Annotated in this window: 15 protein-coding genes; 9 read left to right on the forward strand and 6 right to left on the reverse strand. The window is 64.1% G+C overall.

The features are described 5' to 3' along the window. Positions 1 to 5: 5 nt before the first annotated feature. The 3 genes from WJU17_RS18405 to WJU17_RS18415 all read left to right on the forward strand — a co-directional run bounded on the left by WJU17_RS18405 (position 6) and on the right by WJU17_RS18415 (position 4,027). The gene (locus WJU17_RS18405) at positions 6 to 2,123 is read left to right on the forward strand and encodes a sulfotransferase (protein ID WP_346328849.1); all 2,118 of its coding nucleotides are present in this window, start codon (positions 6 to 8) and stop codon (positions 2,121 to 2,123) included. 1 nt (position 2,124) lies between these two features. Continuing rightward, on the forward strand, positions 2,125 to 2,598 hold the full coding sequence (gene ybaK, locus WJU17_RS18410; protein WP_346328850.1) for a Cys-tRNA(Pro) deacylase: 474 nt from the start codon (positions 2,125 to 2,127) through the stop codon (positions 2,596 to 2,598). Between the two features lie 67 nt (positions 2,599 to 2,665). Further along, entirely contained in the window at positions 2,666 to 4,027 is a 1,362-nt protein-coding gene (locus tag WJU17_RS18415) for a GH1 family beta-glucosidase (protein WP_346328851.1), read from the forward strand. On the opposite strand, the gene WJU17_RS18420 is transcribed toward WJU17_RS18415, so the two are convergent. Next, positions 4,014 to 5,693, reverse strand: a complete 1,680-nt coding sequence (locus tag WJU17_RS18420) for an ABC transporter ATP-binding protein/permease (protein ID WP_346328852.1) — start codon at positions 5,691 to 5,693, stop codon at positions 4,014 to 4,016. The genes WJU17_RS18415 and WJU17_RS18420 overlap by 14 nt on opposite strands. 204 nt (positions 5,694 to 5,897) lie before the next feature. Beyond that, entirely contained in the window at positions 5,898 to 6,755 is an 858-nt protein-coding gene (locus WJU17_RS18425) for a PA2169 family four-helix-bundle protein (RefSeq protein WP_346328853.1), read from the reverse strand. Positions 6,756 to 6,953: 198 nt separating this feature from the next. Between WJU17_RS18425 and WJU17_RS18430 the strand changes: the two genes are divergently transcribed. After that, positions 6,954 to 8,123: a PepSY-associated TM helix domain-containing protein gene (locus WJU17_RS18430; protein ID WP_346328854.1), complete on the forward strand. Its 1,170-nt coding sequence runs from the start codon at positions 6,954 to 6,956 to the stop codon at positions 8,121 to 8,123. Further along, entirely contained in the window at positions 8,120 to 8,311 is a 192-nt protein-coding gene (locus WJU17_RS18435) for a hypothetical protein (protein WP_346328855.1), read from the forward strand. The genes WJU17_RS18430 and WJU17_RS18435 overlap by 4 nt, the downstream gene beginning before the upstream one ends. A gap of 52 nt (positions 8,312 to 8,363) precedes the next feature. Here WJU17_RS18435 and WJU17_RS18440 read toward each other — a convergent pair whose 3' ends face one another. From WJU17_RS18440 to WJU17_RS18455, 4 genes are all read right to left on the reverse strand, one after another. Next, positions 8,364 to 8,897, reverse strand: coding sequence for a sigma-70 family RNA polymerase sigma factor (locus tag WJU17_RS18440; RefSeq protein ID WP_346328856.1), 534 nt, complete (start codon positions 8,895 to 8,897; stop codon positions 8,364 to 8,366). Positions 8,898 to 9,198: 301 nt separating this feature from the next. Further along, on the reverse strand, positions 9,199 to 10,110 hold the full coding sequence (locus tag WJU17_RS18445; protein WP_346328857.1) for a tetratricopeptide repeat protein: 912 nt from the start codon (positions 10,108 to 10,110) through the stop codon (positions 9,199 to 9,201). Between the two features lie 160 nt (positions 10,111 to 10,270). After that, positions 10,271 to 11,593, reverse strand: coding sequence for a hypothetical protein (locus WJU17_RS18450; protein ID WP_346328858.1), 1,323 nt, complete (start codon positions 11,591 to 11,593; stop codon positions 10,271 to 10,273). Between the two features lie 80 nt (positions 11,594 to 11,673). Next, positions 11,674 to 12,330, reverse strand: a complete 657-nt coding sequence (locus WJU17_RS18455) for a TetR/AcrR family transcriptional regulator (protein WP_346328859.1) — start codon at positions 12,328 to 12,330, stop codon at positions 11,674 to 11,676. A 216-nt stretch (positions 12,331 to 12,546) separates the two neighbouring features. Between WJU17_RS18455 and WJU17_RS18460 the strand changes: the two genes are divergently transcribed. The 4 genes from WJU17_RS18460 to WJU17_RS18475 all read left to right on the forward strand — a co-directional run bounded on the left by WJU17_RS18460 (position 12,547) and on the right by WJU17_RS18475 (position 18,372). Next, a complete protein-coding gene (locus WJU17_RS18460; protein ID WP_346328860.1) occupies positions 12,547 to 14,901 on the forward strand; it encodes a TonB-dependent receptor in 2,355 nt (784 codons plus the stop codon). Between the two features lie 57 nt (positions 14,902 to 14,958). Continuing rightward, on the forward strand, positions 14,959 to 15,741 hold the full coding sequence (locus tag WJU17_RS18465; protein ID WP_346328861.1) for a glucose 1-dehydrogenase: 783 nt from the start codon (positions 14,959 to 14,961) through the stop codon (positions 15,739 to 15,741). 58 nt (positions 15,742 to 15,799) lie between these two features. Then, positions 15,800 to 17,056, forward strand: a complete 1,257-nt coding sequence (locus WJU17_RS18470) for a cytochrome P450 (RefSeq protein WP_346328862.1) — start codon at positions 15,800 to 15,802, stop codon at positions 17,054 to 17,056. Positions 17,057 to 17,157: 101 nt separating this feature from the next. Next, complete coding sequence (locus WJU17_RS18475; protein ID WP_346328863.1) at positions 17,158 to 18,372, forward strand: aromatic ring-hydroxylating dioxygenase subunit alpha; 1,215 nt, start codon at positions 17,158 to 17,160, stop codon at positions 18,370 to 18,372. Positions 18,373 to 18,466: the final 94 nt, after the last annotated feature.

The following is an 18,466-nucleotide window of genomic DNA, read 5'->3' on the forward strand; positions in this document are numbered from 1 at the left end:
CACCCATGGCCGAGCAAAGCCCTCCCCGCAAGCCGCTGACCCGCGACCAGGCGATCGCCATGGCCATCGATCTGGCCGACAAGGGGCGTCTGCCGGCGGCGGAAGATCTGTCGAGGCAGGTGATCGCGCGTTTCCCTGACGATCCCGACGCGGTCGCCATGCGCGCCTATGTGTTGCATCGTCAGGGCAGGCTGGAAGATGCTATCGCGGTGCTGGAGCAGGCTGTTCAGGGCGATGCGGCACTGCCCGTGTTTCACGGCAATCTGTGCGAGATGCATCGCCAGGCCAAACGCCTCGATAAAGCCCTCGCTCACGGCCTGCGGGCGATCCGCCTGGCGCCGGATTACGCCGATGCGCACAGCAATCTGGGCATCGTCCAGTTCGAACTCGGCCGGCATGACGACGCGGAAGCGTCGTACCGCCGGGCGCTCGCCCTCAACCCCGGCTTCGCCGAGGCACACAACAATCTCGGCAATCTGCTTCGTCTGCGCGAAGACTATGGTGCGAGCCTCGCCAGCTACCAGGAGGCGATCCGACTCCGGCCGTCCTATGTCGAGGCGCTCGCCAACGCGGGCAAGGCTTACCTGTCGCAGCACGAATTCGCCGCGGCCGAGGCCTTGTTCCGGCGCGCGGCGGCCTTGCGCCCCGACTACATGGATGCGCTGACCGGCACCGCCGCCGCCGCGCATGGCCAGGGCAAGTCGGATTACGCCATGGCCGTGGCCTCGCGCCTCACCGCCCAGTACCCCGGGCGCATCGAACCGTTTCTGTTGCTGGCACAGCTGCTGCTGGATGATCACAAGCTGCAGGGCGCGCTGGCGGCGGCCGAGCAGGCGCTCGCGAACGATGGGCGGGATCAGCGGGCCATCGCCCTGATGGGCCGTCTCATGCGTGAACTGGGCCGGGCCGAGGACGCGGTAACGTGGTTCGAGAAGGCGCTGGCGATCGATCCCGGGGGCGCCGAGCACCATAACCAGCTGGGCGTGTCGCTGATGGAACTGGGGCGCATGGACGACGCCCGCGCCGCCTTCGAACGCGCCATCGCCCTGTCACCGGAGACACTGCGCCTGTACACCAACTTGGCGGCAGCGGGTCGTACGCGCCGTGAGGACCCGCATTATTCGAGATTCGTCGAGGCGGCGGGCAGGATCGAGAGCCTGTCGCCGCGCGACCGCACCGGCGTCTACTATGCGCTGGGCAAGATGCATGACGATGTGGGCGAACATGCCCTGGCCATCGATGCGTTCATGGCCGGCGCGCGGCTCAAGCGCGCGTCGCTGGACTATAACAGATCCTCGAGCCTGTTCCTGTTCGACCGCATCCGCGAGGCGTTCACCCGCGAGACGATCGAGGCGCGCCGCGCCTTGGTCACGGGGGCGGAGACGGCTGCTCCGATCTTCATCGTCGGGATGCCGCGTTCGGGCAGCACCCTCACCGAACAGATCCTGTCGAGCCATTCGCAAGTGTTCGGCGCTGGCGAAATCCGGACCTTTCATGATGCCATGGCCGGAGTGTTCTCGCGCGATTTCGGCACATCGATCCGGTTTCCCGAAGTGTTCCGCTTCCTCTCGGCGGGACATGCCGGACGCATCGTCGCTGACTACCTGGCAAATGTGCCGAACCGTGACGGCGCGCCGCGGTTCACCGACAAGATGTTGACCAACTTCATGTATGTGGGCCTGATCCACGTCATCATGCCCCACGCGCGGATCATCCATATCCGGCGCAACCCGATCGACACCTGCCTGTCCTGCTTCACGCGGCTGTTCCGGGAGGATCTGCCCTATACCTACGACTTCGACGATCTGGCCGACTATTATCGGAAGTACGCGGAACTGATGGCGCACTGGCGTGCCGTTCTGCCGTCCGGATCATTGCATGAAGTCAGCTACGAGGATCTGGTCAACCACACCGAAGCAACGACGCGCGGCTTGCTCGCCTATCTGGGCCTGCCTTGGGAGGATCGCTGCATGTCCTTCCACGAGAGCCGGCGCGCGGTCCGCACGGCGAGTGTCTCGCAGGTGCGCGAGCCCATTTATACCGGCTCGCTCGATCGCTGGAAGAAGTATGGCGCCGCGATCCAGCCGCTCGTCGATCGGCTTGCGGATCTCGAGCAGGCCTGACATGTCGAGAACGACCCGGGCGACACAGGCCCTGCAACACGCCGGCGTCCCGTTCACTGTCCATACCTACGCCTACGATTCCGGCGCCGAGAGGATCGGTCTCCAGGCGGCCGAGGCGTTGGGCGCGCCGCCGCAAACCGTGCTCAAGACCCTGATGACCCTGGTGGACGGCAAACCCGTCTGCGTGGTCCTGGCCTCCGACCGGGAGGTCAGCATGAAGAAACTGGCGGCCCTGTTCGGCGGCAAGGCGGCGCAGATGATGAAGCCCGCCGACGCCGAACGCCTGACCGGCTATGTGGTGGGAGGCATCAGCCCGTTCGGACAGAAACGCGCGGTGCCGGTGGCGCTGGACGAAGCGGCCCTCGCCGAAGCGCAGGTCTTCATCAATGGCGGCCAGCGCGGCGTACAGGTCCGCCTTGATCCGCGGGATGCAATGGCCGTGCTCGGGGCGAGAACGGGCTCTATCGCCGTCTAGCCTTTCGCAAGGCCGGGGTCGGGGTGGTATGGTGCTATGACTGATGAAGCCTGGGGACCGAGCCGCCATGACCTCACCCGCCGAATTGGAGTTCCCCGACCACTTTCTCTGGGGTGTTTCCACCTCCAGCTACCAGATCGAGGGCGCGGCGCGCGAGGACGGGCGCGGCGCGAGCATCTGGGACACGCGCTGCCTGATGAAGGATCGGGTCGCCAATGGCGATACCGGCGATGTGGCTTGCGATCACTATCACCGGTATCCGGAGGATATCGCCCTGATGCAGCGGCTGGGTGTCGGCGCCTACCGCTTCTCGGTGGCGTGGCCGCGAGTGCTTCCGGCGGGCAAGGGCGTCGTCAACGAGCAAGGGCTGGCCTTCTACGACAAGCTCATCGACGGCGTGCTCGAAGCCGGCATAGAGCCTTGGCTGTGCCTCTATCACTGGGATCTGCCGCAGGCCTTGGACGATCTCGGCGGCTGGACATCGCGCGACAGCGCCGGCTGGTTCGCCGACTATACGGCGCTGATCGCCCGCCGTTACGGCGACCGCGTCAAACGCTGGGCGACATTCAACGAATTCGGCGTGTTCACCCTGTTCGGGTACGGCTTCGACTGGGGTGCTCCGGGAAGTACCGACCGTGATGCTCACCTGAAGGCGATGCACCACGCCAACCTCGCTCATGGCGATGCGGTGGCCGTGCTGCGCGCGACCGTGTCCGGCGCGTCCATCGGCGCGGTCCACAACTATCAGCTCATTGTGCCGGAAAGCCAGACGCCCGAGAACATCGCCGCCGCGGCGCTGCTCGACGAGCACTGGAACCTGGCGTTTCCGGACCCGCAGCTGCGCGGCCATTATCCACCGATGACCGCGCAGGCGCTGGATCATTTCGTCCAGCCCGGAGACCTGGCCCGGATTTGCCAGCCGCTCGACTGGTTCGGTCTCAATCACTATGGGCCGATCTTCGCCAAGGCTGACCCGTCCATGGTCTGGGGCTACGCGTGGGGCAGCGCGCCCGCAGACATGCCGTCGACGGATATCGGCTGGTCCATTCACCCGGAGGCGTTCCGCGACACCCTGCTGACCCTGACCGAACGCTACAGGCTGCCGATTTTCGTGACCGAGAATGGCTGCGGGGGCAAGGATCCGGTGGCGGCGGATGGCACGATCGACGATGCCGGACGCGTCGCCTATCTGGACGCCTATATCCGCGCCATGCACGACGCCATCGTCCGGGGAGCCGACGTCCGGGGCTACTTCGTCTGGTCGCTGCTCGACAATTTCGAGTGGGGCGCCGGATACAGCAACCGCTTCGGCATCGTGCATGTCGACTTCGCCACCCAGAAGCGGACGCCCAAATCCTCCTACGACTGGTACGCCACGTTGGCGAGAACCGGTCGTCTGCCGGTCAAGGCCGTCGTCAGGGACCGTTGACGGCGACGATCCGTGTCATTCTGTCCTCCAGCGCCGGACGGTGCCCGATGATCAGCACCCCGGCTCGCGGGCATGACGCATCAATGAGATCCATCATGTCGCGCTCCTGCGCGCTGTCGAGGCCGGTCGCCGCGTTGTAGAGCACGATCCAGGCAGGGCTCTGCAGCATCAGGCGGGCAAAGGCCAGGCGCTGCTGGTCCCCGAAGGACAGGGTATCCTCCCAGGCGGCGTTCTCCTCCAGATGGTCACTCAGGCGAGCAAGGCCGGCGCGGTCGAGCGCGCCGATGATCGCGACCAGGCCATGTGCCTCGCGGCTGTCCGGATAGCAGAGCGCGTCGTGCAGAATCCCTTGCGGGATATAGGGCTGTTCGGGCATGAGGCGTATCTCATCGGACGGCGGCACCATGATCCGCCCGCTGCCCCAGGGCCAGAGCCCGGCGATCGCGTGGAACAAGGGACCGAGCGCGGCGTCGTCGCCGGTCAGCATCATGCGCTCGCCGGGGTGTAGCGTCAGGTCGAGATGTCCCGTCACCGGCGTCCCGGCGGCGTCGGTCAGCGCCAGGTGGCGAAACCCCAGCTCCCTGGTGCGCGCCTGTGTGAGCGTGATGCGTCCGGCCTTTCCGGGCTGGCGCAGGCTGTTCAGTGCCTCGTCCAGTTGCCCGACCCGCTGGGCCGACGCCCGCCACTCGGCCGCCTTCGCCAGATTGTCGATGGGCCAGGAAAGGGCGGCGACGACCTGCCCGAACGCCTGCGCCGATTGCATCAGCACCCCGAGCGAGATCGTGCCGGCGATGTAGCGGGGCGCGGCGAGGAGGATGGGAAAAATCTGACTCACCAGAGGCCAGCTCGACAGGTAGTAGAAGAATTGCCGCAGGGCTTTCGTCTGGCCGTCCCAGGCACGGACCACCCGATGAAACAGCCGCGTGAACCGCCGGCGTTCGTCACCTTCGCCCCGCATCAGTGCGATCGCCAGCCCGTGGGAGCGGGCACGGGCCATGCTGAAGCGGAAATCCGCCTCGCTCGCCTGACGCCGGTTCGCCGCCCTCGTCAGCGGCCGCCCGAGACGAAGCGCGATCCAGGCGCCGACCACGGTATAGATCAGGGCCGTCCAGACGAGATAGCCCGGCAGGTCGCCGTCGAGGCCGATCCCGGACAGCGGCACCGTGCCGGAGATCGACCACAGGATATTGATGAAGCTCACGAGGAGAATGGTCGAATAAAGCCCCGAGTGGCCGATATCGACGGCATATTCGGTGGCGACCCGGATGTCCTCCGCGATGCGCGCGTCTGGATTGTCCTGACGGCCCGGCGCGAATGACACCATGTAGTGACGTCCCCCGCCCATCCAGCCGCGCAGCATCTGCCGCGTCATCCAGCGGCGCCAGCTCACCTGAAGGCGGCGCTTGATCTGCAGATGGGCGACGGTTACCCCGATATTCGCCGCCAGGATGAGGGAAAAAGCGCCGATCAGGGCGAGGAACCGATCCATCGCCCTTTGTTCCAGGGCATCGAAGAGGCGCAGGTTCCAGAAATTCAGCGCCACGGCGATCGCCACCTGCATGGCGGTGAGAGAGACCAGCGCCGCCGTCAGAGTCGCCGCCTTCCAGCGCTCGGACGACCGCCACCAGCCACCGGCGAAGGCGATGAAGAACTTCAGGAAATTCAACCAGCCCGCGATCCCGTCCGCGGCCGTTCGTGATGAGAATGGTTTCGGCGACATGCGCGCGGCCCGGCAAAGCTGTGCTGGTTGGCCCAGCGGACCCCGCGATCATACGTTGTTTCGCGCCTCAAACGAACGGCCGTCCGAGAGCGCGGCGGCCATGGAAAAACCGCCCGGCTTTGCGGCCGGGCGGTTCTGGATAAAAGGGGCTTAGCGGTGGCGGCGGAAGAAGTCGCCGAAGCGCGGCTTGGGCTGAGGCCGGAGCCGTTCGATCAGCGCGGTGGCGGCCGCGGTCGTTGCCGCCAGCGATGGCAGCGAGGCATTGGACAGGGCCGGCAGGCTGGGCGCCGCCGAGGCGACCTGACGTGCCGACGGCAGCTGCTCCAGCGCCCGGTCGATCGCCTTGCGTGCGTTGCGCATGGCGGTGGAGACGGCGCCGGTGCGGCGCTGCTGGACCACGGCGGCGCCGATCACTGCGGCGGCACCCACGGCGATCAGGGCGATGAGGGCAGGCTTGCGATATTCCATGGCCTTGTCCTTCACGGCTTTGAGCCTGCTTTCGCGGCTGATCTCGCCGCTGAAGCGGTCGATGGCGCTCTGGATCTGCCGCTTTTGACGATCCAGCGCGCCGCGCAGCGTGGCGGGCAGGGGCTGGCGCAGCGCCTTTTCGATGGCGTCGGCGAACTGGGTTTCGCCCCGCACGACCTCGGCGATGACCGCCTTGGCGTCACCATTGACGAGACGCGCCTTTAATTCGGTGAAATGGCGATTCATGGCGCCGCTCATGCCCTCGTCCGGCGCGACGTCGAGACCCAGCGAGCGCAGGCTGAGCTCGAGCTGTCCGGCCATGGCGCTACGGCGCCGGGCCAGACCGAAAAACCGGGCTTTCATGCTGCCATCCGAGGCGTCGTCGGCTGCGTCCCGGTACCCCCTGGCGCTGTCGCGCGCCCGCACATACAGATCGTGCAACAGGTTTCCCGCCTCCGCCGATACGGAGCTGATGTCTTCCCCTTTGGGATATTTGTTCTCGGCGGAAGAAAGGACCGTCACTTTGTCGGATCGGCTCATCGATACCTCCTTGAGCTATGGGTTGTGCTCCATAAAGGCTGGCGCCAAGGCAATGTTCCCTTTCTTCCGCGAGCGAAACCACTTATCCGGCGGATCGGACAAGCCGATTGTTGCGAACGTGTCGCAACGATGGTATCCGTTGCGTGCAATTGAAACTGATTCACATATTTGGACGCCGCGCCGCGGCGGGAGACCAGAATGACGAGCGGAAAAATCCGGGCCTGGTACCTGGTACACAAATGGTCCAGCATTATCTGCACGCTGTTCCTGCTGATGCTGTGCATTACGGGCCTGCCGCTGGTTTTCCACGAGGAGATCGACGAGCTCCTCGGCAGCCATCCCGCCGCCGCGCCCATGCCGGACGACACGCCGTTGGCCAGCTTGGATGCAGTCGTCGCCAACGCGCTGGCCAACCGGCCGGGCGAGGTCATGACGTTCCTGAGCTTCGACGATCACGAACCGCTCGTTTACGCGACGACCGCTCCAGCCGTCGATTCCCAGGACTTTCATCTGGCGGTGTTCGACGCCCGTACCGCCGAAAAGGTCGAGGCGCCGCCCTTCGACGAGGGCTTTCTCTACGTCATGGCGCGGTTGCACATCGACATGTTCGCCGGCTTGCCCGGCACGCTGTTCCTCGGCGTCATGGGCCTGCTGTTCTGCGTCGCGGTGATCTCGGGCGTGGTGCTTTACAGCCCGTTCATGCGCAAGCTGGACTTCGGTACGGTGCGCGCGAACCGCAGCACCCGGCTCAAATGGCTCGATCTCCACAACCTGCTCGGCGTCACGACGATCGCCTGGGTCTTCGTCGTCGGCTTCACCGGTGTCATCAACACGCTGGGAGAGCCGATCATCAAGCTCTGGCAGCATGATCAGCTATCGCGGCTCGTCGCCCCTTACGCCGGTCTGCCCCCTGTCTCCGAACTGGGGTCCGTCGACGCCGCACTGAAGACGGCGCGGAACGCGGCGCCCGATATGCGCCCACAATTCATCGCCTATCCGGGTACCGCGTTTTCCAGCCAGCATCATTATGGGGTCTTTCTGCAGGGGACCACGCCGCTGACGTCCAAACTGCTGACACCGGCGCTTGTCGACGCCAGGAACGGTTCGCTGACGGCGCTCGAGGAGATGCCGTGGTACGTGCAGGGCCTGTCGCTGTCCCAGCCCCTGCATTTCGGGGACTATGGCGGGCTTGCCATGAAGATCATCTGGGGCTTGCTCGATGTCGCCACCATCATCGTGCTGGGCAGCGGACTTTATCTGTGGCTCGGCCGCCGCCGGTCATCTCTTGAGGTCCGCCTCGCGGAACTCGAGCGCGGAGGCGTCTTGCCGGACGGCATGGCGGCGGCGCGCACGGGCGGTGCATCGTGAGGGCGCGCCCGTCGGGAAAGCGTTCCTTTGGACAGGTATGGGGCGCGCCCATCGCGCTCGGCGTCCTCGGGAGCATCGGCCTGGTGTCGGCGCTCATCGGCGACGGGTTCTATGATGCCGCCTCCTGGGCGACGCTGGGTTTGCCGGTCCTTGTCATCATCTGGGCGATCATGCGCCGGACCCGCTAACGAAAAAGGGGCGGACCAAAGTCCGCCCCTTTTGGGTATCTGTCGAACGCGCTCAGGCGGCCATACGGGTTTCCGGGCCGTCGATCAGCTCACGCAGCCGTTCGCGGGCGCGGAAGACGCGGGATTTGACCGTGCCGATCTCCAGCTTCAGCCGAGCTCCGGCGCTCGCATAGGAGCGGCCTTCGACACCGACCATCTGCAGGATTTCACGGTCCCGGGGCGCCAGCGCGTTGAAGGCGCGGTTGAACTCGTGCATTTCGATCGCTTCTTCCTGACCGCCGCGTACGCCAGGGTCCAGCCAGTCTTCCAGGGGCACCGAGTTGCCGCGGCGGGAGCGGCGGCGAATTTCGCTGATGAATTCGTTATGAAGGATAGTGAACAGCCAGCTGCGCAGATTGGTTCCCTCCTGGAACATATGGAAGTTGCGCAGAGCGCGCTCGAGACAGGTCTGAACGATGTCAGCCGCATCATCGGGATCGTGAGCTAGCTTCTGGGCATAACGGCGCAGTGCCGGGATGTGTTCTTCGAGGCCGGAAACATCGCGGAGACCGGAAACATCGCGCTGAATGTTGGCAGTGCTCGACATTGAACCCTCATTTTTTTTGGCCGAAGCGAATTCTCACAGCGTGCTTCGGAAGGTTGCTGATGTGAGGGACAACGTGCCAATTGTGTCCGGAATCTGGCAAACGCCCGGTATTCTGGTGTTCCGAGCATTTTTTTCCGCAATCAGGCAACTTTTCTCGTGCGGTAGCTGATTAACGCAACCGGTAGGTTCAACGTGTGCTCGTTTCCACAACCGGTCCCGTTAAATAAGAAACCCCGCCCGGGACGTGGCGTCCGGGGCGGGGTGATGGCCGTCAGCGGGACGGCCCGTCCGTTACTCTGGATCAGTTGTTGGCGCTGGACGTCTGCAGGCGCATCTTGTCGCTGTTGTCGGACTTCCACTCGCGCGCCTTGGCTTCCGCCTTGGCGATCTGTTTGGGCTTCATACGCTCGGCGACCAGCGCCCGGGCATCAGCGGCGGCCTGCGACCCTTGGTCGGCGGCCAGCGTGTACCACATGTAGGCGGCGACATCGTCCTGATCGACACCCATGCCCACACGGTATGCCTCGCCCAGCGCGGCCTGGCCAGCAGGGCTGCCGTTCTTGGCCGCCTTCTTGTACCATTTGACCGCCTTTTCAGGATCGGGCGCCGCGGCCGCCTGCGAGACCGAACGCGGCTCGGCCAGAATGGGGCCACTCGGTTCGCCACTGCTGCCCGCCGTGCTGCCGGCACTCGCCTCTGCCAGTTCATTGCTCGGCGAGGTGTCCACGTACAGGGTGCCCAAGGCAACCTGCGCGCCCTTGTGCCCCGCTTCGGCGGCCTTGCCGAGCCACTTCGCCGCCTGTTCCGGATCCTGCGCGACGGCCTCACCCTTAAGGTACATGCCGCCGAGGAGCGCGGCAGCCGCGATGTTGCCATCATCAGCGGCGGCATTAATCCAGCGCGCGGCTTCGTTATCGTTCTTGGGGAGACCCTTTCCGTGCAGGTACATCCATCCAAGGGCAGCCTGCGAGCCGGTATCGCCGTCCTGCGCCGCTGCGGCACAATTCATGGCCGCCTTGTTGTAGGCATGCGACTGGAAATATTTCTTGCATAGATCCGAGGAACTGGAAGCGGCGAATACGGGGGCCGACGACATCAGGTAAACGGTCGCGATCGCCGCGCCCGCAGCCAATGCCCCGAGCATGCGCAGGTTGCGGCGCGCCTTGCGGGCTTCAGGATCGAGAGAAGAAAAAACCAGGGTGCGGTCGTTCATTGTCGTGTCCTCTTGAGAGTCTTCAGGCGATACGGGTGCCTGTAATTTCTTGAGGGCTTCCGCGGTCTTCAGCAGTGGCGCCTCTGATCATGAAAACTCTGACGCGACGTGATTAGTTCCTGTTGTCAAGGGAAAATTAAAAAATATAAATCTTTTTTGGTCATCTTTCTCCGCGCGCATACTCCAACCAGCGTGATGGCGACTGGGTAGCGGCGAGGGTGGCGCCGTCCGTGCGTAAACGGGAGTCCCAGACCGCCAGTTCCTCCAGCGCGGCGCGGCTCTCGTGAAAAGTGGCAGCCGCCTGTGCGTCCTCGAAAATCACGGCGCCGCGCCAGTCTACCTCGTAGCGGCCGCTCTGCGCGGCCAGAACACCCAGGATGGCCTGCAGCTTCTCGCGTGCCCGGGTCAGCAGCTGGATGCGCGCCCGGTAGTGGCTCCGATAAGACTCCGTCTCCTGGGCAAAACGGGTCGCGACCCTGGACCGCATGGGCTGTGGCAGGTCAGCGATGATCCGCTCGCGCTCGACCGTGAATTGGTCAAGAAGCAGATCCAGGTCATGGATCGCGTCGCGCGCGGCGGTACCAGTCTGGGCCGTCCGAAGCCGAGTAGACGCGACGGCGTCGGGATCGACGACCCTGGCGGGGCCTAGCACCGTCATGAGCGGGAAAGGCGAGACGCCGAGGGTGCGTGCTTCGGCCCGTTCGATGAAACGGTCGCGCGCGTCCCGCAACGCCTTGGTCAGGCGGCCGGCGTCGCTTGGCATGCGCTGCAGCGACAGGGTGAATCCCGGGCGGTCGGCGAGCGGCGTATCGCGGAGGGCGTCGGCGAGCGGCCGCCAGTCGCGCAGCTGCTGGATGGTCGGGAGGCTTGCCACGATCAGCCCGGCGGCGACGGCAAGGGGCAGGAACGACCAGCGCAGGGGTACGCGGCCCTTGCGCGCGGCCACGAAGCCGATGACCACCACGAACAGGGCCGCGATCCCCGCTTGCGCGCCCATCACCGCGAGCACATCGCCGGAAAGGCGGTCGATAAACCAACCGAGGCACAGAATGGTGGCGGCCAGCACGCCGAGCGAGATCGCCATGGGCCACGGCGTCCTGTCGGTCTGTGCCGCCCGCACGGCCCTGACTTTCGGGGACATCAGCAAAGACCACAGGCCGTAGGCGCCCCCCGCCAGCATCGCCAGGCTCATGGGCAGGGTCGCGACAACAGGGCGGATGCCGGCCAGCGCCCAGTCCAGCAGTGGCTCGATGCCGGCGACAAGGCCGCCCGCGAAAATCAGCACCGAGGCGAACCAGGCGAGGCGGGAGCCTTTCAGCAAGCCAAAGGCGGCGGCGAGGAAGCCGCCGTAGAGCAGGGCCTCCAGCCACCAGCCGGGCCGGACAAGGCTTCTGCCCAGATCGATGGCCAGCCACAGCAGGCTGACCCCGGCGAAAGCCGCGATCATCACGGCCGTATTGCGCAGATGCCGCTGGCCCGACATGGCTCCTCCGATCGCTGTGTAAAAGGATTTGCGATCATAAGCCCCCCGATCCGGAGCGTCACCACTCCGCGTGCCTCGGGTCAGTCGGCTGACATGATCTCCTCGATCATCCGCTCGGTATCCTCACGGGTAAAGCCGAACGCCAGCAGCAGGTGGAAGAAAAAATCGCTGATCAGGCTGGCGACGGGACGTTCACTGCCCTCGACGATCCGGGCCATGGTGAAATACATGGACCCGATGAAGAAATCGTAGATGGCATCGACGGATCGGTAGGCGATGAAGCCGGACTCGCCAAGCCTGGTCATGAACGAGAAAAAGATCTCGGGATCGTGGGTTCCCATGAACGGACGCTCCGCGCGCTCCGAGGCGAACACTTCGTTGATCAACCTGCCCCAGTCCGGCTTCTCGTGGGCTTTGCGCAGGAAACGATTCTGGCACCGAAGATATGCGACGAGGTTTTCGCGCATGCCGGCGTCCTCATCGACCTGAAACGGCATTTCCCCGAGCATGTCGTGAAATCGGTCCGCCATGTCGGTGATCAGCGCGCCGCGATCCGGGTAGTAATTGTAAAACGACCCCCGTGAGATGCCGGCTTCGGTCACCACATCGTCGATGGAAAAGTGATCCAGGCCCTTGTCGGCGATCACGCGCAGGGCGGCATCGACGATACGGCCATTGGTCCTGTGGCGCTTCAGGCGGCCGATCTCGGCTCGTCGCTGCGGATTTATCCGTGCCATCAATGTTTGTGCTGTCCGTTGGCTGGGCCTGTTATCGCGCCGGTTTCATGGACTTGTCAATTCTGACAGGGGAGTGTTCCCGTTAGTTCAAATTAGACATAATTATCAATTTGACAATAACGTCACTCCGGATCACCGTCGAGACATCTCTGGGGAGAGGTGCGGTGCGGCGGCGAAAGTCCGGCACCGATGAAACAAGGGAAGGGGAAACTGCTCATGAGAGTACTTCCGGCAGCTGCGTCGCGCGCGGCGGTCATCGCGACGGTGCTTGTATCCATCGCGCCGGGCGCCGTTTGGGCGGCCGAGATCGAAAACGTCGTGGTGACGGCCCGAAAGCGCGAGGAACCGGTACAGGAGGTGCCGCTCGCCATCACCGCCATTTCCGGAATCCAGATGGAGAAGGCAGGCATCGACGATCTGAGCGACCTGCAGTACCAGACGGCGAGTCTGTTCCTGCGGCCGGCGTCCGCGGCGTCATCGTCGCTGTTCCTGATCATTCGCGGCCAGTCCCAGGCGGATACGCTGCTCACGACCGACAGTTCGGTGGGTGTCTATATCGACAACGTCTATGTCCCGCGTCAGCTGGGGCTCAAGGCCGCGCTCTACGATATCGAACGGGTCGAGGTCATCAAGGGACCGCAGGGCACGCTCTTTGGCCGAAACACCACGGGCGGCGCCATCAACATCACCACGCGCCGGCCGCACTACGATGGTGTCGACGGCTTTATCGAAGGCGAGTATGGCCGCTTCGACCGGACCGTGCTGGGAGGCGCCGTCAATATTCCTGTGGTCCAGGACAAGTTCGCCGTGCGCCTGACCGGCAAGTTCGATCAGCGCGACGGCTACGGCAGATCGCTCATCGACGGCAGCGACCGTGCCGATAACGAGGAGTATCTCGGCCGCATCGGCATCACCATCGACCCGACCGAGAACGTCAATATCTCGATCACTGGCGACTACCAGCACCTCAAAGGCCGAGGCGCGGTGCACCAGCTTGTCTATCCAGGCCAGTTCAATCCGGGCGCGGGTATCATTCCCGCCGGCATTCTGGCCGCGGGCATCGACGTGGGCGGCCTGAACCCGGCGGACATTCCGAACGGGCCCACCTTCCTGCCGGGCGTCACGGCAGGGTACAACTACCTGAACAGCATTTCCGTGGGGCAGCGCGGCCTGTCCTATGACAATTACGCCCAGCCCTTCGAAGGTGTCGGATTCGAGACGTGGGGGATAGGCGGTACCGTCACGGTCGATCTGGGCTGGAGCGAGTTCAAGTCGATCACCGGCTATCGGGAATTCAACCGCTTCAGCCGGCTCGATCTGGATGCCTCGCCGGTGAACCTCTTCCGCGGCGACAACTTCACCAGGGCGCACTTCTTCTCGCAGGAACTGCAGCTGCTCGGCACCGCGTTCGATGACAGTCTGGAATGGGTATTCGGCGGGTTCTACAGCGACGAGGGCGGTAACGACGTCAACACCAACTATGCGCTCAACGCCGTCAATGCGTTCAATCCCAACATCAGCGACGGCCTTGTGACGAACAAGAGCTGGGCTCTGTTCGCGCAGACCACCTACCATTTGACCGACGCGCTAAGCCTGACGGCCGGCGGGCGCTATACGAAGGAGAAGAAGAGCCTGATCGCGCGGAACCGTTTCTATAACGGCGCCGGTGGCTTCAATTGCAACATTCCGAACGATCCGGCGATCAAGCCGGACCCGAATGTGTGCGAAGGCTACTTCTCCAACACCTTTGATGGCTGGTCGTGGTTGTTCAGCATGGACTACAAACTGAACGACGATGCGCTTGTCTACGCCAAGACCTCGCGGAGTTTTCGGGGCGGCGGGCAGAACCTGCGCGGCACCACGGACCCGACCTCGTTCACGCCCTTCGCGCCCGAATTCGCGCAGGACTACGAGATCGGCGTGAAGGCGGACTTCCTCGACAATCGGGTCCGCCTCAACCTGGCCGGATACATCACCGACTACTCCGATATCCAGCGCAGCGTCATCAAGTCGACGCCTCAGGGCGGCATTGTCACGCTGCTGCAGAACGCGGCCAAGGGCATCATCAAGGGTGTGGAGTTCGAGGCGACGGCGGTCCCGACCGATGGCCTGACGCTGAAGAGCTCGCTGGCCCTGACCGATGCCAAGTACAAGGAATTCACCGACATCAACCCGTTGACGGGCCTGCCGCGTGACCGGTCGGCAGAACCTTTCGTGATCCCTAAATGGACTTACAGCGTCGGCGCCCGTTACGACGTGCCGGTCGGCGATAACACGCTGGGCTTCCAGGTGGACTGGTACTACCAGTCGGGCATCAACTTTCTGCCATCCAAGAACGCGGCGATCCCGGCGAATACGGGCTTCCAGAACGGCTACGGACTTCTGAATGCCCGCATCGATTTCCAGATCGAGGCGTGGGACCTGGAAATCGCCGTCTACGGCAAGAACCTGACCAACGAGAAATATCTGGTCGACGCGGTGGACTTCACCAATTCGGCACTGAGCCACGCCTCTGGCGTGATCGGCGAGCCGCGCATCTGGGGTATCCAGTTCAAGAAGCGGTTCAACTAAACCGGACCACGGCCGTCGCCTGGAGCCGGGCGGCGGCCGGTCCGTCGGAGGATGATCATGCAGGGTCTGTTGCAGGACAAGGTCGCGCTCGTCACGGGGGGTGCGCGGGGGCAGGGCGAGGCGACGGTCAAGACATTCGTCGAGGCGGGCGCCCGGGTGGTTTTCGTCGATGTGCTCGAGGAAGGTCATGACACGGCGCGGCGCATTGGCGGCGATGCCGAATTCCGCCATATGGATGTCACCGATGAACGCGGCTGGCGCCAGACGGTGGAGTATGTGGTCGCCCAGCATGGACGTCTCGACATCCTGGTGAACAACGCGGCCATCACCTTCATCCGGCTGATGATGGAAACCTCGCACGATGAGTTGCAGAAGGTGCTGTCGATCAATCTGGCGGGTCCCTATCTGGGGATGCAGGCCGTGGTGCCGCATATGGTGCGTCAGGGGAAAGGATCGATCGTCAATGTGGCGTCTGTGAACGGGTTTCGCGGCACGACCCGCATGACGGCGTACGATGCCAGCAAATGGGGGCTGCGCGGGCTCAGCAAGGCGGCGGCGCTGGAGCTGGCGCCCAACGGCATTCGAGTGAATTCGGTGCATCCCGGTGCCATCGACACACCCATGCTCAATCCCGAGGGTGTGGATCCCGAAGAATTCGGTTTCCTGCGCATTGGTCTCGGGCGTGTGGGACGTCCCGAGGAAGTGGCGCGCGCGTCGGCATTTCTTGCCAGCGATCAGGCCTCCTACATCTCGGGCGCCGAACTGGCGGTGGACGGGACGTGGTCGGCCGGCGTCTATCTGGATGGCGACCCGCACCCCTATTACAGCGCGTCATTATGACTCTGGCACGGCGGGGCAGGCGCGTTATCATGCGGCTGAATAATGGGGAGACTTATTCATGACCACGCAGCCGGCCGGGCAGGTGATGCCCTTCAATCTGATGGACCGCGAGGTGCAGCAGTGTCCCTATCAGGCCTATCGCTGGCTGCTGGAAAACGCGCCGGTCTACCGTGATCCCAACACGGGCATGGTGATGGTGACCGGATACGAGCTCCTTCGTGAAATCGTGCGTGATCCCGTCACCTATTCAAGCGATCTGGACTGGATTTCGCTGCGGCCGGGTGGGGTGCCGGAGCGCAGCGAGGCGCTGTTCCGCGAAAAGGGGTTCAAGACCTATCCCTCGCTGTCGCGCATGGATGATCCCATTCACAAGTCCAAGCGCTCGTTGGTGGACGCGGTCTTTGCCTCCTCGCGCATCAGGAAGATGACCCCGGACATCGACCGGATCGCGCACGACCTGATCGATGCCTTCATCGACCGCGGCGCGTGCGAGTTCATGCATGAATTCGCCTTTCCGTTGCCATGCATCGTCATAGCCGGCCAGATCGGTGTGCCGCGAGAGGACATCCACCTGTTCAAGGTTTGGTCCGACGCCTCCATGTCGCGCATCTCGAACATGCTGAGCGACGACGAGGACTTCAAGGCGGCCGAGCTCCTGGTCGACGCGCAGTACTATCTCAAGTCCATCGTCGACAAGCGCCGCGCCGCGCCCGAGGACGACATCGTTTCCGGTCTGATCCACACACCGCTGCCGGAAGGCCGCTTCCTGGACGACGCGGAAATCCTGTCCATGCTGAGCGAGATCCTCGTCGGCGGCAACGAGACCACCACCAGCGCCATCGGCGCCGGCATGAAGATCATGCTCGACCGTCCTGACGTGGTTGACCAGATGCGCGCCGAGCCGGCCCTGATGAAGAACTTCGTCGAGGAAGTGCTGCGCCTGGAGACGCCGATTCAGGGTCTCTATCGCGTGACGACCAGGGATGTGGTGCTGGGCGGCGTGCCGCTCCCGAAGGGGACGCCCATCAACATGCGCTGGGCGGCGGGCAACCGGGACGAGGCCATGTTCCCCGACGCGGAAGAAATCGACCTGAAGCGCAAGAACGCCGGCGCGCATGTCACGTTCGGCTCCGGCATTCATCACTGCCTTGGCGCGACCCTGGCGCGGGTGGAGATGGCGGCTTCTTTCACCGCGATCATCGGGCGCATGCGGGATTTCCGCTATCCGGCGGCTTTCGAGGGCGTAACCTATTTGCCCAGTCTGCTGCAGCGGACGATCATCAGGCTGCCGATGACGTTCCGGAAGACGGAGTGACGCCGTCAATCCAACACCCGTTACATTGACATTTCGGCCTTCAACGCCGATGATCTTTTTCTTCGCGGGGAAGGCGAAACGGAATTTGCAGGAGATGCACCATGGATAGAGCCACGCTGATCGAAATGACCCAGGACGCGCTTGCGCACGGCAAGGCGGGCACCATGCGCCTGGCGCCGGAAGTCATGAAGGTGAAGGCGGATATCTATACCGACGAGGAACGCTTCGAGCGCGAGAAGAAGCTGATCTTCCGCCGCATGCCCCTGATGCTGGCGCCGACGGCCGAGCTGCCGAATCCGGGCGACTACAAGGCCATGGAAGCGGTCGGCGTGCCGGTTCTGCTGACCCGCGGCAAGGACGGCAAGGTCCGTGCGTTCCTGAACTCCTGCACCCATCGCGGCACCGCCGTGGCGCTGGGCACGGGCAACACGTCGCGTTTCATCTGCGGTTATCATGGCTGGACGTTCAACCGCGAAGGCAAGCTGATCGGCGTCGCCTCGCGCGATGATTTCGGCGATGTGAACACGGACGAGCTGGGCCTGCAGCCTTTCCCGGTGCTCGAGAAGGCCGGCCTGATCTGGGCGATCCTCGACCCCAATTCCACGCTGGACATCAGCAGCTTCCTGTCGGGCTATGACCAACTGCTCGAGGGCTTCGGCTTCGAGAGCTGGAAGTTCTTCGAGAGCCGCACCCTGCGCGGTCCGAACTGGAAGATCGCCTATGATGGCTATCTGGACTTCTATCATCTGCCGGTGCTGCACTCCGAGACGTTCGGCCGCAATATCCCGAACCGGGCCCTGTTCTATCCGTTCGGCCCGCATACGCGGGTGATGGCGCCGTCGACCGTTCTGCCCATGCCGGCTGGCCTCGACTTCGCCGATCTCGAACAGCAGGACAGCAGCGAGTGGCCGACCGAGGCACTGATGAACGGGGTGTGGACCATCTTTCCGCACATCTCCATCGCCACCTTCTATGGCGGCCAGCGCGGCGTGATGATTTCGCAGCTGTTCCCCGGCGACAATGTGAGCGAGAGCTTCACCACCCAGATCTACCTTTCGGAAAAGCCGCTGACCGAGGAGAGCCGCGCCGGGCTGCATGACCAGTTCAAGCTGCTGGAATATGTGGTGCAGCACGAGGATTACGGCACCGGCCTGCGTCAGCAGCGGGCGCTGGATGCGGGCATGACCGAGTATGTCTATTTCGGCCGCAACGAGGGCGGCGGCCAGGTCTTCCACGGCTGGGTGCAGAAGCTGCTCGACACCAGCAATGACGATCTGCACGGCCTCTTCGGCGAGCACAAGCAGGCTGCCGAATAGAGCGTTCCATAGCTGTTGAGACGGCGCTGGCGAGAGATCGCCGGCGCCGTTTTCATTTGTGGGATCTGCGGGGATCAGTAGGCCTGATCCGTGG

It is taken from the genome of Iodidimonas sp. SYSU 1G8 (assembly GCF_039655775.1).
Lineage (GTDB): Bacteria > Pseudomonadota > Alphaproteobacteria > SMXS01 > SMXS01 > RI-34.